Raw genomic sequence first — 13210 nt, 5'->3', positions numbered from 1 at the left:
ATCGAGGAAGTCAAGGCATTCTGCTATGAGAGTGCAGGCTGTCCATCCCGGGCTGCCGGCAGGAGTGCTCATGAACGCCCGTCACCGCTATCTCGTCTACGGCCTCGTGATCGAGAGCGAGTTGGCGCTGACGTCGGTGCATGACGCGGCCGCGGACGACCGCCCCGCCGACATCACGATCCTGACGGGATCGCCGGATTACTTCGCCGCCGTGGCCCGGCCCGCCCCCGGCGATCCCGAGGACTGGATCGAGCATGCCGTGTTGGACGACGGGCGTGTCTACCTGAAGGCGAGCGAGGTCTTCGAAGCCATGATCTCGGCGGACGGCCGGACCGCAACCTGCCGCAAACTGAGCGACGTCGAGCAGAGAGCCCTCGAGGCCAATCTCCTGAACTTCGTGGTCAGCGCCTCGCTCACGCTGCAGGGCGAGGAAGCGCTTCACGCCACTGTTCTCGACATGGGCGGTCGGGCGGTCGGACTCCTCGGCGAGAGCGGCGCGGGCAAGTCGACCCTCGCCGCCTATCTGATCAGCCGCGGCGCCGACCTGATCACCGACGACATGCTGCGCGTCGAGTTCATCGACGGGGCAATGCTTGCCCATCCCGGCCCCTACCGCCTAAAGCTTCTCGAAGGGCCCGCCACCAGCTTCCTGCCCGATGCCATGACCGACGGGCACTTCAATGCGTTGAGCGGGAAGATCATGGTTCGCCCCCGCAGGGACTCGCGCCGTCATCGCGGGTCCGCGCCGCTCGCCGCCCTGTTCCACATAGGCTCGCCCGACGAGCAGGCTGCAACGGTTTCGAGCCGGCAGCTGAGCGGTCTCGAGCTGGCCCGCACGCTGCTTTCCTCCGCGATGGACACGCGTTACGCCAAGAGCAGCCGCATGGAGCGGCAGATCCGCTTCGCCGCCCGCGTTGCTGACCTGCTGCCGGTGCACGCGTTGCGCTATCCGCGGACCGTTGCAGCGCTGGACGGCGTGGCCCGTGAAATCCGGCGGGCCATCGGCGTATGAAATCGCTGGCCGCCTTCCTTGCGCTGAAGGGCAGCGACCGGTGGCTGCTGATGGAGGCGAGTCTCATGCTGGCGTGCGTGCGCGGCGCGCTGCACGTCGTATCGATCGACCGATTGCGCAACTGGACGGGCCATGTCCGGCCGGGCAGGCGTCCCGCCGATCGCATCATCTGGGCGGTACGCGCGGCGGCCCGCCGCGTGCCGGGCACCACCTGCCTCAGCTCGGCCTTGTCGTTGCAGCGCATGCTGTCCTCGAACGGGCACCGGTCGCAAATTCATATCGGCGTCGCGCGCGAGGCATCGGTCTTCATCGCCCATGCCTGGCTGGTTCACGACGGCAACGTCGTGATCGGCGAGGAAGAGCACGAGCGCTACACGCGGCTCACCGCCTGGGAAGCGCGCGAGCCGTACGGCTCGGCGGGCTGACTTGTTCGCGGCGATTCTCGGGATCGGCCGTCAACTGCCCGACATCCCGCGATCGGTGGGCAGCCAGGGGGCGGCGAAACCAACGCCCGTCGGCCGCTCCGGGCGTGTCGCTCTCCTCTGCGCACAGGGCGGCGTTCACGCGTCGCTGGGAGACCGCCTGTGGCTCACCGGACGCATTCGCCTCGACGCACGGGACGAACTGCGCACGCGCCTCGGCAGCCTTTCGGCAAACACATCGGACGCCGGCCTTTGCCTGGAAGCCTATGCCAGATGGGGCGAGGCCTTCACCGACTACATCGCCGGCGACTTCGCCTTTGCCCTCTGGGACGAAGAACGCCAGCGCCTGTTGGCGGTGCGCGACCGGCTGGGCGTGCGAGCCCTCTTCCAGACGAAGACCCAGCAGGCCTGGTTGGTCAGCGATTCTCTCGACTGGCTCGCGGCATGGGAGGCAGGCCGGCCGCTCGACGAGTACTGGATTGCGGACTTCCTCACCCTCGGCGTCTCGCGCGAGTTCGAGCGCACGATCTATCGTGACATCAAGCGGGTGCCCCCCGGGCACCGATTGAGGCTCGACGACGGGGGGCTGTCGCTCCGCCGTTACTGGAAGCTCGATCTCGCCGAACCGCTCTATCTCCCCAGGGCCGCCGCCTACCACGAGCGCTTTCGCGAGCTGCTGTCGCGTGCTGTGAGCGACCGGCTGCCCGCCGGCAAGGTCGGGATCGCCATGAGCGGCGGCGTTGATTCCACGACGCTTGCAGCCACCGCCGTCGAGGTCACGGGCAATCCTTCCCGCATCGTTGCCGAATGCGAGCACTACGAGCGGCTGATGCACATACGCGAGGACCACTACGCCACCCTGGCCGCCCGGCACCTCGGCATCGAACTGCGCATCCGGCCCGCCGACGACATCGCCCACGATCCGCAATGGCGATCCCGCAGTCTCCGCACCGCCGAGCCGACGGTCGCGCGGCTCAACGCGCACAACATGCAGCAGGTCGGGCGCGAGATGGCCGCGCTTTCGCCGGTCTGGCTCGACGGCGAAGGGCCCGACAACGCCCTCACACTCGAGCGGAATGCCTATCTCGGTTGGCTCTGGCGTCGGCGTTCGTGGCTGAAGCTGTCGCAGACGGTCCTCCAGTACGGCTTCGCCAAGGGTTTCTCCGGCTGGCGCCAGACGCTGGCGCGTCGTACCGGGATGAGACACGTCCCCGAGCTGGAGCCTTTTGACGTCTTGCCACCGTGGCTGCGGGAGGATTTCGCAAAGAAGCTGAACCTTGCGGAACGCCAGAAAGCGCTGGGTCTCGGGGGCGACTCGTCCCATCCCTGGCACCCGTTGGCCTTCGATTCTTTCACCAGCCCGGCGTGGCAGAGCTACTTCGACGATCATGCCTTCGAGGAATCACTGGCGGGCTTCGAATGGCGCTACCCCTTTCTCGACCTGCGCGTCCTGGAATTCATGCTGGCGGTGCCGCCCGTTCCCTGGGGCTGGAAGAAGCGCCTGATCCGCACTTCCATGCGGGGCCGTCTCCCCAGGGCAGTGCTGGCCCGAGAGAAGACACCGCTCGGATGCTATCCGGAGATCGCCACCATGCGGGCCACCGGCCTGCCGTCGCTGCCCGAGGGGCATGGAGTTGGACGCTTCGTGGATCCCGCCTCGCTGCCGATTCTTGCCGCACAGGACCCCGATCTGGCCTTGTCGCTCGGGGTCTATGCCCTCGATGACTGGCTCGCCGAAAAGTGCCAATGTTAGGCCAAATCAAAGGTTTATTGCATTTGCCCGGCAAAGAAACTGTTGTTAGGTTTGGCGCTGGCATTTCTCGGGTCGCAGGTATGAACGGGTCGTCCGGCATCTACAGAAAAACGACACGTCAGGTTTCCTGCAAGATCAATGACGAGGTCGCGATTTTGGACCTGGATCGTGCGATCTACTTTGGCTTGCAGGGGGTGGGCGTCCATATCTGGGACGCGCTGGAACAGCCCAAGTCCGTCGCGGACCTGTGCAGTTCCGTGATGGCCGAATTTGATGTATCGGAATCCGTCTGCAAGGCCGATATCGAGAAAATCCTTGCAAGCCTCGAGGCGGAAGGCCTCGTGGAGGCGACTCTTCAAGAAGACCGCCGTTGATGGAAGGACGATCAATGGTCGAGAAATCGACGCAGAACGGCGACGAGGGCACAGAGCCTGCGCCGGACGCGGCCAAGAAGCCCTACGATCCGCCCGTCTTCACCAAGCTGGGCGCCCTGCGCGACGTCACGATGACGATCTTCTTCGCGCGAGGCAATCGCGACGGCCGCAAGAGTCGGTACACCGGGCGCGGTGGCGTGAACGGACTGTCCGGGCATTGCTCCCCCTGAACGGGACATTCGCGTTGACGCCGCCGGCCAAGTGGTGACGGCGGAATTCGAAGTTCTTCGGGAGGTGGCGCGGCCACGCCCCAACCTGGAACGCTTCCGGCAATCGCTCGGAGACGGCGTAGACTACGCCGCTCTCGTCACGCTGGCCGCGTCCCATGGCGTCCGGCCAGCCCTTCTCGATTGCCTTGGCAAGGTTTCATGGGGCTCGATGCCGGCCGCCGAGAGGGCCGAACTCGAGCGATTTCGCCAGTATCATCTGGCGCGGACCCTCACGCTCGCGGGCGATCTGGCCCAGCTCGCTGCCGACCTGGCCGGGCGATCCATCCGCTTCGTCGCCTTCAAGGGCCCGACGCTCTCCCTTGCCCTCTATGGCGACCTTGCGGGGCGCGAATACAACGACCTCGACCTGATCGTTCCCCCGGAACAGGTGGACGTCGCGGAAGACGCCATCCTGTCGATGGACTATCGGAGCCCGCAGGGAGACCGGACGTTCCGTCGGATGTTCCTCTCGCCGCAGCGGCAATACGCCTTCGTGCGCGACGAGGCCCACACAGCGATCGACCTGCATTGGGCCTTCAGCGGTTCCCACGTTCCCTTCCCGCTGGCGGCGGCCGACGCCTGGGAGAGTGCGATTCCATTGACGGTCGGCAACCGCACCGTGCCGGTCCTGTCGACGCCCAACCTGGCTCTCCTGCTGGCCGGGCACGGCACGAAAGAAGGCTGGACGATGCTGAAATGGGTGAGCGACTTCGCCCGGCTGGTCGACCGGCACCCCGATCTGGACTGGGAAGAGCTGTATCGGCGCGCCCGGGAACGTCGCTGCGGAGAGGCGGTCCTGCTGGCCTGCTCGGTGGCCCAAACCCTGCTTGAGGTACCCATTCCCGAGGCATTGGGGGACTTCGTCGCGGGCAGCGACCGGGTGCGCCGACGGACCGCCGCGGTGGCCGCCTCCCTGCGGGACCCTGCCTACGCGCCGCGCGGGATCGATCACTTCACCGATCTCCTCCTGTGCGACCGGTGGATCGACCGGACCGCCGCCAGGCTCAAGCTGACCTTCACGCCGACGGCCGGCGACCATGCGGCCCTGCAGCTGCCGCCCGCGCTCTGGGGTGCCTACTATGTGACTCGCCCGTGCCGGCTCGCCTTCAGGGCCGTTCTCGGCCGGGCTTGACACAGCGCAAGGGCCGCCCCCTTTCACACGGCTAGAACCGCGACCGATTAGGCTTCGGTCCGGAAATTGCGGAAACGTCATTGCTCCGGTCCAGACGGCGCGCCAGAAAGCGTCGTCCCGCCGGGGCCCTCAGAGGAGATTGCGCGATCAATACGTCAGTCACCCGCCCTCCTTTCGAACGGATCGCGCTCCTGCTGCAGGGCGGCGGCGCCCTGGGCTCCTACCAAGCCGGCGTCTACCAGGCGCTGGCCGAGGCCAACCTGCATCCCGACTGGGTGGCCGGCATCTCGATCGGCGCCATCAATTCGGCGCTGATCGCCGGCAATCCGCCCGAGACGCGGGTCGAGAAGCTGCGTGCCTTCTGGGAGACCGTGACCCAGCCGCCCCTGGGTCTGCCCGTCATGAAGGGCTTCGAGTTCACCAGCGACATGCACCATCAGGTGGTGAACCAGATACGCTCCTTTGCAACGCTGATGTGGGGCGCCCCGGAATTCTTCAAGCCCCGTTTCCCGCCGCCGATCTTCCTGCCCGCCGGCAATCCGGGCAACCTCGCCTACTACGACGTGACGCCCCTCAAGGCCCTGCTCGAACGGCTGGTCGACTTCGACCGGATCAATGCCAGGGAAATGCGCTTCAGCGTCGGCGCCACCAACGTCAGGACCGGCAACTTCATCTATTTCGACAACGACACGCACACGATCGGCCCGCAGCACGTCATGGCGAGCGGCTCCCTGCCTCCGGGCTTTCCCGCGGCCGAGGTGGACGGCGAGTTCTACTGGGACGGCGGCGTCGTCTCCAACACGCCATTGCAATGGGTGCTGGACGCCCGCCCGCGTGCCGACACCCTCGCCTTCCAGATCGACCTGTGGAGCGCGCGGGGCGACCTGCCGCGCGACATGGTCGAGGTCGACACGCGCATGAAGGACATCCGCTATTCCAGCCGCACGCGTGCCGGCACGGATCAGTTCCGGCAGATACAGGCGTTGCGCCGCGCCATGGCCAAGATCCTGGCCGACATGCCGCCGGAGCTGCGGCAGAGCCCAGAGGCCGAGCTGGTCGCGAAGGAAGCCGACAGCAAGGTCTACAACATCATCCACACGATCTATCACGCGCGGAAATACGAGGGCTCCTCGAAGGACTACGAGTTCTCGCGGCGGACGATGGAGGAGCATTGGGAGTCGGGTTACTCCGACATGACCCGCACGCTCGAACATCCAGAAGTCTTGCAGCGTCCGGAGAGCCCGGACGGCGTGTTCACCTTCGACCTGGCCCTGCAGGGCCGCAAGGAGCCGCAGAAATGAAAATCGACGACGTCCGCAAGAACGCCTTCGCGATGCCGCTCAACAATCCGAGCTATCCGAAGCCGCCGTACAAGTTCTACAACCGCGAATTCGTCGTCATCACGTACCGCACCGATCCCGAGCTGCTGCGCGCCGTGGTGCCGGAGCCGCTGGAGGTGGTCGGCGACACGGTGAACTACGAGTTCATCCGCATGCCCGACTCGACGGGCTTCGGGGACTATACCGAGACCGGACAGGTGATTCCGGTGCGCTTCAAGGACAAGGACGGCACCGTGCAGGAAGGCGGCTACGTGCACGCCATGTACCTCGACGACAATTCGCCGATCGCCGGGGGTCGCGAAATCTGGGGTTTCCCCAAGAAGCTCGCCACGCCGAAGATCAGCCACGAGAACGAGACGCTGGTCTGCACCCTGCACTATGGTTCGGTGCTCTGCGTCAACGCCACCATGGGCTACAAGCACCGCGAACTCGACCACGCGCCGCTGATCAAGGCGCTGGCCAAGCCCGCCTTCATGATCAAGATCGTCCCGCACGTCGACTGCACGCCGCGCATCTGCGAACTCGTGCGCTACTACTGCGAGGACGTCACGCTGAAGGGCGCCTGGACCGGGCCGGCGGCGCTCCAGCTATTCGATCATGCGATGTGCGACGTCTCGCGCCTGCCGGTACGCGAGGTCGTCTCGGCCAGCCATTACGTCACCGACCTCACGCTGGGCCTCGGTGAAGTCGTGTTCGACTATCTCGCGAAGTAATCAGGGACAGAGAAGGATCAAGCCATGTCGCGTTTCACGGGAAGAATTGCCATCGTCACCGGCGCCGCCTCGGGCATCGGCAAGGAAATCGCGCTGCGTCTCGCGGCCGAGGGCGGCACGCCGGTCATCGCCGACCTCAATCTCGATGCCGCAACCGCGACCGCGAACGAGATCAAGGCCAAGGGCGGCGACGCCTTCGCCGTCGCCATGAACGTGACTGACGAGGCCCAGGTCGAGAAGGGCGTCGCCGACACCATCGCCAAGTACGGCAAGATCGACATCCTGGTGAGCAACGCCGGCATCCAGATCGTGAAGCCGCTGGTCGACTTCCCCTTCGCCGACTGGAAGAAGCTGCTGTCGATCCACCTCGACGGCGCTTTCCTCACCACCAAGGCGTGCCTGAAGCACATGTACAAGGCCAAGTACGGCCGCGTGATCTACATGGGCTCCGTGCATTCCAAGGAAGCCTCCAAGCTCAAGGCGCCCTACGTCACCGCCAAGCACGGCCTCATCGGCCTCAGCAAGGTGCTGGCCAAGGAAGGCGCGGAGTACAACGTGGCGTCCAACGTCGTGTGCCCGGGCTTCGTGCGCACGCCGCTGGTCGAGAAGCAGATCCCCGAGCAGGCGGCGGAACTGAAGATCACCGAAGAGCAGGTGATCAAGAACGTCATGCTGAAGGACACGATCGACGGCCAGTTCACCACGACCGACGACGTGGCCGACGCCGTTCTCTTCTATGCCGCGGCCAAGAGCACGGTGCACAGCGGCCAGTCCGCCGTGGTCAGCCACGGCTGGTTCATGCAGTGACCATGTTCGTGCAGTGAACCTGCCGAACTGTTGCCCTGCGGCCACGGTCGCTGGGCGAGTGCCGTCGGGTTCCCCGGGAACGGCAACTTGATCCACGCAACCCTCGTTGGTGAGGCATGCGTCCGTCAGCCCCGGACGCGGTCACCCAACGAGGGATTATTGAAGATGAAAAAGGCGCTTCTCGCTGCTGCAGCATTGATGGCTGTCCCCATGGCCGCCAACGCGCAGTCGATGTGGAGTCCCGGCCCGTCCAACCCCGGTATCTACATCGGTGGTGAAGGCGGCCTGAACTGGCTGCTCAACAACAACAACTACAACATGGACCTCGGCTTCGCCGCCGGCGGCTTCGTCGGTTACGACTTCGTCGGTCCCAGGATCGAGCTGGAAGGCGTCTTCCGCTCCAACAACGGCCGCGGCACCGCCAACTTCGGCAACATCTTCAGCAACACCAGCGGCCGTATCGAGCAGCTCGCCATCATGGCCAACCTGCTCTACGACTTCGTCCCGGGTGCAACCATCACGCCATATATCGGTGCGGGTGCCGGTATCGCCTTCGCCGATGCCTCGATCAACGGCTGCTCGCTCTGCAGCACGCAGTTCGCCTATCAGGGCATCATCGGTCTCGGCTGGAACGTCGACCAGAACTTCCGCGTGAACCTGGACGGCCGCTACTACGGCACGACCAATCCCGGCTGGTACCAGAACAACAACATCACGACGATGCTGAGCGTGGCGTACAAGTTCGGCCAGCCCGCCGCCGCCCCGCCGCCGCCGCCGGCGGCACAGACCGTCGCCCCGCCGTCGTTCATGGTGTTCTTCGACTGGGATCGCGCGAACCTGAGCGAACAGGCGCTGACCACCATCCGCCAGGCCGCTTCGGCCTATAAGCAGAAGGGCAACGCCCGCATCACCGCGACCGGTCACACCGACACGTCGGGCACCGAGGCCTACAACATGGCGCTGTCGCTGCGGCGCGCCAACGCGGTCAAGGACGCGCTGGTCCGCGAGGGCGTGCCGGCGACCAACATTGCCGTCGTCGGCCGTGGCGAGCAGGGCCTGCTGGTGCAGACCGGCCCGAACGTCCGCGAGCCGCAGAACCGTCGCGTCGAGATCGTGATCCAGTAAGACCGGGTCGCTTCGGAACAAGGGAACGGCCGGGCATCCCCCGGCCGTTTTCTTTTGGCCGCGACTCGCTAGACTTCTTGAAACGATCGGGAGGGACAGGCATGACGCACGCCTTCGACATTGCTCCGCTCGACGCCACCTTCGGCGCCGTCGTCACGGGCGTGAGGCTCGCCGAACTCGACGACGCCGGGTGGCGGGATCTGCACGCCGCCTGGCTCCGCTACGCTCTTCTCGTCTTCCCCGGCCAGCACCTCGAGCGGCATGAGCAGATCGCCTTTGCCCGCCGATTCGGGCCGCTCGAGTTCGAGATGGCCGCGATCAGCAACGTGCGCCCGGACGGCAGCCTGCGGGTCGAAAGCGACAACGACGACATGATGAAGATCCTCAAGGGCAACATGGGCTGGCACGCCGACAGCACCTATATGCCCATCCAGGCCAAGGGCGCCGTGTTCAGCGCCGAGATCGTACCGACGATCGGTGGCCAGACCGGCTTCGCCGACATGCGTGCGGCCTACGACGCGCTGGACGAGGCGCTGAAGGCGCGCATCGAGACGATGCAGGCCCGTCACTCGCTGCACTACAGCCAGTCGAAGCTCGGCCACCAGACGAAGAAGGCCGACGGCGAATATAGCGGCTACGGCCTGCACGACGGGCCGGCGCCGCTGCGCCCGCTGGTGAAGACGCACCCCGAGACCGGTCGCAAGTCGCTGCTGATCGGTCGGCATGCCCACGCCGTGCCCGGAATGGCGCCCGACGAGTCCGAGGCCTTCCTCCAGGCGCTGATCGACTTCGCCTGCCAGCCGCCGCGCACCTACCATCACGACTGGGCGCCGGGCGACGTGGTGGTGTGGGACAACCGCTGCCTGCTGCATCAGGCGACACCCTGGGACATGACCCAGAGGCGCATCATGTGGCACAGCCGCATCGCCGGCGATCCGGCCAGCGAATCCGCCGTGGCCGACTAGGCTCGGTCCGCCGACCTGCTTCTCGGCCGGGTGCACCGCCTGTACCATCGACCCAGAATGAGACAGACCCGCCGCGACCTGCTTCGATGGTCCGCCGCACTGGCCACCGCCCTCGCCGCCGCAGGGCCGGGCAGCCGAGAGGCGACCGCCGCCACGACGGCCATCCGGCTGATTTGTGGACTAGGCGTCGGCAACCCGACCGATCTTTGCGCCCAGCTCATCCAGGATGGCTTTTCCGCCGCTCTCAAGGAACCGGTCGAGTTCGACTACACGCTCGGCGAAGGCGGCCGCCGCGCGGCCCTCGAAGTGATCGGGGCGGAGCCGGACGGCCGCCTGCTGCTGATCGCCGAGATCCTGAGTCTCGTGTTGCTCGAGACACCGCCCGAGCCGCTGCTGTCGCGGCTGCAGCCGATCGCCAAGATCACGCGCGGCTTCTCGACGGCACTGGTCGTCAACGAGTTCTCAGACATCCGGGACTGGACCGGCCTGGTCGCCGCCGCGAAGGCCGACCGGCTGAGGGCTGCAACCACCGGATCCGATTCGACCATTGGCCTGCTGCTGTCTCTCGCCGAGCGCCGGATGAACCTGTCGTTTCAGCCCATCGACGTGAGCGGCAGCACGGCGGCGATCGACATGCTGCTGACCCGTCGCGCCGATCTCGCGGTGATGGATACGCGGTCCGCGCTGCTCCACAACGCGCGCAACCGCACCAGACTGCGCGTCCTAGCCACCTCGGGGGCCAACCGTTCGCCGCAGCTTCCGGACGTCCCGACCCTTGCCGAACTGGTGGGTGATCCCAAGGTCGCCTACACGATCAGCTTCGCCCTGTTCGCGCCCGCAAAGACCGCACCCGCGGTAGCGAGCCGGTTGACCTCGGCGCTGCTCGGATTGCGCGACGACAGGGCGCTGCAGACCCAGGCCCGGCTCGCCGCCATCCCGATGCAGTTCGACGGTCCTTCCGCCGTCGTCGCCGCGATCGCGCGCGACCGCCGCGTCGCCTCGGGCCTCGGCCGCTAGCGGACTCGGCCTGGCGAGGCTCTTTCGCTGGGTAGTCGCATTCGTGACTGGCCGGATTGACGGACCGCCAATCCGGCCCAGTATTGCGGGAACAGGCATCGCCCGAGGACTTCCATGGACAGCGTTCAGTCGGCCCCTATTCTCAACGCTCCGACCCTCAGCGCTCCCGAGCGGGCGCGGGCCCTGCAGCCGCTGCTCGACCGGGATGGCCCCGAGATCGACCGTCGCCGCGAACTCACGCCGGACGTCGTGGAGGCGCTGATCGCCCAGGACATGCTGCGCCTACTGCTGCCGCGCAGCCTCGGCGGACAGGAGTTGCCGCTGATCGATTTTTGCGAGGCCGTTGAGGCGATCGCCTGGGCCGACGCCAGCACCGCCTGGTTCGTCAACCAGTCAAACGTTTCCTCCGCGACCTCGGCCGCCGCCATGCCGCACGAAGCGGCGCTCGCCACCTTCGGCAGCCCGGGCGTGGGCCTCGCCTGGGGCGCGCGCCACGGCGCCAGCAGGGCGATCCGCGTCGAGGGCGGCTACCGGTTGACCGGCACCTGGAGTTTCGCCAGCGGTGGACGCCATTCGACCTGGATGGGCGCGCACAGCGCCGTGCAGAACCCCGACGGCACGCCGCACCTGCGCTACGGCCGGCCCGACGACCGCAGTTTCGTGTTCCGGCGCAGCGAGGCACGGATCGTCGACGACTGGTTCGTGCTCGGCCTGCGCGGCACCGGCAGCGACACCTACACGGTGGAGAATCTCTTCGTTCCCGACGCGATGGCGCCGGCGCGCGACGCGCTGCAGGAACGGCGTGAGACCGGGCCGATCTACACGATCGGCTCGACGCTCCTCTATGCCAGCGGCTTCTGCAGCGTCACCATCGGCCTGGCGCGGCGTCTGCTCGAGGCCTATGTCGACCTGGCGCGCGGCAAGCACAGCCGCGCATCGATCAATTCCATGGCGTCCAACAATGCCATCCAGCGCGAGATCGCCCTGCTCGACGCCCGCCTCTCGGCCGCCCGCGCCTTCCTGCATGCCGAGGTTCGTGCGAATTACGACGCAGCCTCGACGGGCACGCTCGATATCGACCGGCGGATGCGGCTGCGGCTGGCCACGACGCACGGCATGAACGAGGCGAGCGACGTGGCGATCGCCGCCTATCGTGCGGCGGGAACGACGGCGATCCTGGACAGCGCCCCGTTCGAGCGGCGCTTTCGCGACGCCATGAGCGCCAGTCAGCACCTGCAGGGCATGATGGGCCATGTCGAGATGGTCGGGCGACACATCCTGGGTGTCGAGAACAAGCTCCAGAACATCTGAGGCGGTGCCGGCGCGCTCCTGCGCCGGGCATGATCGGGACGGGCAATCAGCGGGCTCGCCCGTCCTCAGACGATCAGGAACTCGTTCGCACTGAGGGTCGGCGCGCCGTGAATTATGGCAAACTGCGTCGCACCGCCCGCGAGGGCGCCGTTGCTGTCGTAGGATAGCGCACCGGTCGTCGTGTCATACACGATCTGCGCGGCCGAGCCGGTGGCGCTGTCGAGCGCGAATGCCGAAGCACGCAGTTTGCCCATGGCCAGCCCGTCGAAGTAGGTCTGGTGAAGATAGATGGAGTCGTCGGCAACCACGTAATCCATGATCGTATCCACGTTCGTCGCGCCGTCGAGCGGGGCGTTGAAAATGAACGTGTCTCTTTCGGCGCCGCCGGTGAGCTGGTCCATCCCGGTGCCGCCGTTGAGCCTGTCGTTGCCATGGCCGCCGTTCAGCGTATCGTTGCCGCCATCGCCGAACAGGTGATCGGCACCACCTCCGCCGGACAGCGTGTCGTTGCCCTCTTCGCCATAGAGGCGGTCGCTTCCGTGGTCGCCTGATAGCGTGTCGTTGCCGGCGGCACCATAGATCCGGTTGTTAAAATCGTTGCCGCCGAGAACGAGGCCGGTGGCGCCGGCATTCGCCCACAGGGACTCGATCTCCTGGCCCGCGGTCAGGGTCAGGTTGACGCTGGTATAAATTGAATCGATGCCCTCGCCGGCCACCTCGGTCACCACGTCGCCAGCGTCGTCGACGTAGTAGACGTCGTTGCCGAGCCCGCCGCTCATCGCGTCCGCCCCGGTGCCACCCACGAGCCGGTCGTTTCCACCGCCGCCCGTCAGCGTGTCGTTGCCGTCATCGCCGAACAGGTGATCGGCACCACCTCCGCCGGACAGCGTGTCGTTGCCCTCTTCGCCATAGAGGCGGTCGCTTCCGTGGTCGCCTGATAGCGTGTCGTTGCCGGCGGCACCATAGATCC

The 13210-nt window shown here is 66.5% G+C and carries 14 protein-coding genes; 13 read left to right on the top strand and 1 reads right to left on the bottom strand.

Going from position 1 to position 13210, the window contains the following annotated elements; all coding sequences use genetic code 11:
- Nucleotides 1-70: 70 nt before the first annotated feature.
- The 13 genes from LJ725_RS21085 to LJ725_RS21025 all read left to right on the top strand — a co-directional run bounded on the left by LJ725_RS21085 (nucleotide 71) and on the right by LJ725_RS21025 (nucleotide 12240).
- Nucleotides 71-1012 carry an HPr kinase/phosphorylase gene (locus tag LJ725_RS21085; RefSeq protein ID WP_230552804.1) on the top strand — a complete coding sequence of 314 codons (942 nt, stop codon included), beginning with the start codon at nucleotides 71-73 and terminating at the stop codon, nucleotides 1010-1012.
- Entirely contained in the window at nucleotides 1009-1437 is a 429-nt protein-coding gene (locus LJ725_RS21080; RefSeq protein ID WP_230552802.1) for a lasso peptide biosynthesis B2 protein, read from the top strand. Before LJ725_RS21085 ends, LJ725_RS21080 begins: the two co-directional genes overlap by 4 nt.
- A gap of 1 nt (nucleotide 1438) precedes the next feature.
- Nucleotides 1439-3187 (top strand): asparagine synthase-related protein, encoded by a 1749-nt coding sequence (locus LJ725_RS21075; protein WP_230552801.1) that lies wholly within the window; start codon nucleotides 1439-1441, stop codon nucleotides 3185-3187.
- On the top strand, nucleotides 3181-3561 hold the full coding sequence (locus LJ725_RS21070; RefSeq protein WP_230552800.1) for a PqqD family protein: 381 nt from the start codon (nucleotides 3181-3183) through the stop codon (nucleotides 3559-3561). The genes LJ725_RS21075 and LJ725_RS21070 overlap by 7 nt, the downstream gene beginning before the upstream one ends.
- A 14-nt stretch (nucleotides 3562-3575) precedes the next feature.
- Entirely contained in the window at nucleotides 3576-3791 is a 216-nt protein-coding gene (locus LJ725_RS21065) for a hypothetical protein (RefSeq protein WP_230552799.1), read from the top strand.
- Between the two features lie 34 nt (nucleotides 3792-3825).
- The gene (locus tag LJ725_RS21060) at nucleotides 3826-4962 is read left to right on the top strand and encodes a nucleotidyltransferase domain-containing protein (protein ID WP_230552798.1); all 1137 of its coding nucleotides are present in this window, start codon (nucleotides 3826-3828) and stop codon (nucleotides 4960-4962) included.
- A 146-nt stretch (nucleotides 4963-5108) separates the two neighbouring features.
- Nucleotides 5109-6263 (top strand): patatin-like phospholipase family protein, encoded by a 1155-nt coding sequence (locus LJ725_RS21055; protein WP_230553103.1) that lies wholly within the window; start codon nucleotides 5109-5111, stop codon nucleotides 6261-6263.
- Complete coding sequence (locus LJ725_RS21050; RefSeq protein ID WP_230552797.1) at nucleotides 6260-7015, top strand: acetoacetate decarboxylase; 756 nt, start codon at nucleotides 6260-6262, stop codon at nucleotides 7013-7015. Before LJ725_RS21055 ends, LJ725_RS21050 begins: the two co-directional genes overlap by 4 nt.
- 24 nt (nucleotides 7016-7039) lie before the next feature.
- Nucleotides 7040-7822, top strand: a complete 783-nt coding sequence (locus LJ725_RS21045) for a 3-hydroxybutyrate dehydrogenase (RefSeq protein ID WP_216959018.1) — start codon at nucleotides 7040-7042, stop codon at nucleotides 7820-7822.
- Nucleotides 7823-7987: 165 nt separating this feature from the next.
- Nucleotides 7988-8947, top strand: coding sequence for an OmpA family protein (locus LJ725_RS21040; protein ID WP_230552796.1), 960 nt, complete (start codon nucleotides 7988-7990; stop codon nucleotides 8945-8947).
- Between the two features lie 101 nt (nucleotides 8948-9048).
- Nucleotides 9049-9912 (top strand): TauD/TfdA dioxygenase family protein, encoded by an 864-nt coding sequence (locus LJ725_RS21035; RefSeq protein WP_230552795.1) that lies wholly within the window; start codon nucleotides 9049-9051, stop codon nucleotides 9910-9912.
- Between the two features lie 57 nt (nucleotides 9913-9969).
- Nucleotides 9970-10929, top strand: a complete 960-nt coding sequence (locus LJ725_RS21030; protein WP_230552794.1) for a tripartite tricarboxylate transporter substrate-binding protein — start codon at nucleotides 9970-9972, stop codon at nucleotides 10927-10929.
- 114 nt (nucleotides 10930-11043) lie between these two features.
- Nucleotides 11044-12240, top strand: a complete 1197-nt coding sequence (locus tag LJ725_RS21025) for an acyl-CoA dehydrogenase family protein (protein ID WP_230552792.1) — start codon at nucleotides 11044-11046, stop codon at nucleotides 12238-12240.
- 65 nt (nucleotides 12241-12305) lie between these two features.
- On the opposite strand, the gene LJ725_RS21020 is transcribed toward LJ725_RS21025, so the two are convergent.
- The coding region (locus tag LJ725_RS21020) for a calcium-binding protein (RefSeq protein ID WP_268990798.1) at nucleotides 12306-13210 on the bottom strand (905 nt) is incomplete at its 5' end.

The sequence above is a fragment of the Reyranella aquatilis genome (assembly GCF_020880995.1).
Taxonomy (GTDB): domain Bacteria; phylum Pseudomonadota; class Alphaproteobacteria; order Reyranellales; family Reyranellaceae; genus Reyranella; species Reyranella aquatilis.
The sequence above is the reverse complement of the archived record's forward strand: the minus strand, read 5'-3'. Positions and strand labels throughout refer to the sequence as shown.

Excerpts from the sequence above, each read along its gene's own strand:
- LJ725_RS21085 (WP_230552804.1), top strand. The coding sequence starts at position 71 with ATGAACGCCCGTCACCGCTATCTCGTCTACGGCCTCGTGATCGAGAGC.
- LJ725_RS21080 (WP_230552802.1), top strand. The coding sequence starts at position 1,009 with ATGAAATCGCTGGCCGCCTTCCTTGCGCTGAAGGGCAGCGACCGGTGG.
- LJ725_RS21070 (WP_230552800.1), top strand. The coding sequence starts at position 3,181 with ATGTTAGGCCAAATCAAAGGTTTATTGCATTTGCCCGGCAAAGAAACT.
- LJ725_RS21065 (WP_230552799.1), top strand. The coding sequence starts at position 3,576 with ATGGTCGAGAAATCGACGCAGAACGGCGACGAGGGCACAGAGCCTGCG.
- LJ725_RS21050 (WP_230552797.1), top strand. The coding sequence starts at position 6,260 with ATGAAAATCGACGACGTCCGCAAGAACGCCTTCGCGATGCCGCTCAAC.
- LJ725_RS21045 (WP_216959018.1), top strand. The coding sequence starts at position 7,040 with ATGTCGCGTTTCACGGGAAGAATTGCCATCGTCACCGGCGCCGCCTCG.
- LJ725_RS21040 (WP_230552796.1), top strand. The coding sequence starts at position 7,988 with ATGAAAAAGGCGCTTCTCGCTGCTGCAGCATTGATGGCTGTCCCCATG.
- LJ725_RS21035 (WP_230552795.1), top strand. The coding sequence starts at position 9,049 with ATGACGCACGCCTTCGACATTGCTCCGCTCGACGCCACCTTCGGCGCC.
- LJ725_RS21030 (WP_230552794.1), top strand. The coding sequence starts at position 9,970 with ATGAGACAGACCCGCCGCGACCTGCTTCGATGGTCCGCCGCACTGGCC.
- LJ725_RS21025 (WP_230552792.1), top strand. The coding sequence starts at position 11,044 with ATGGACAGCGTTCAGTCGGCCCCTATTCTCAACGCTCCGACCCTCAGC.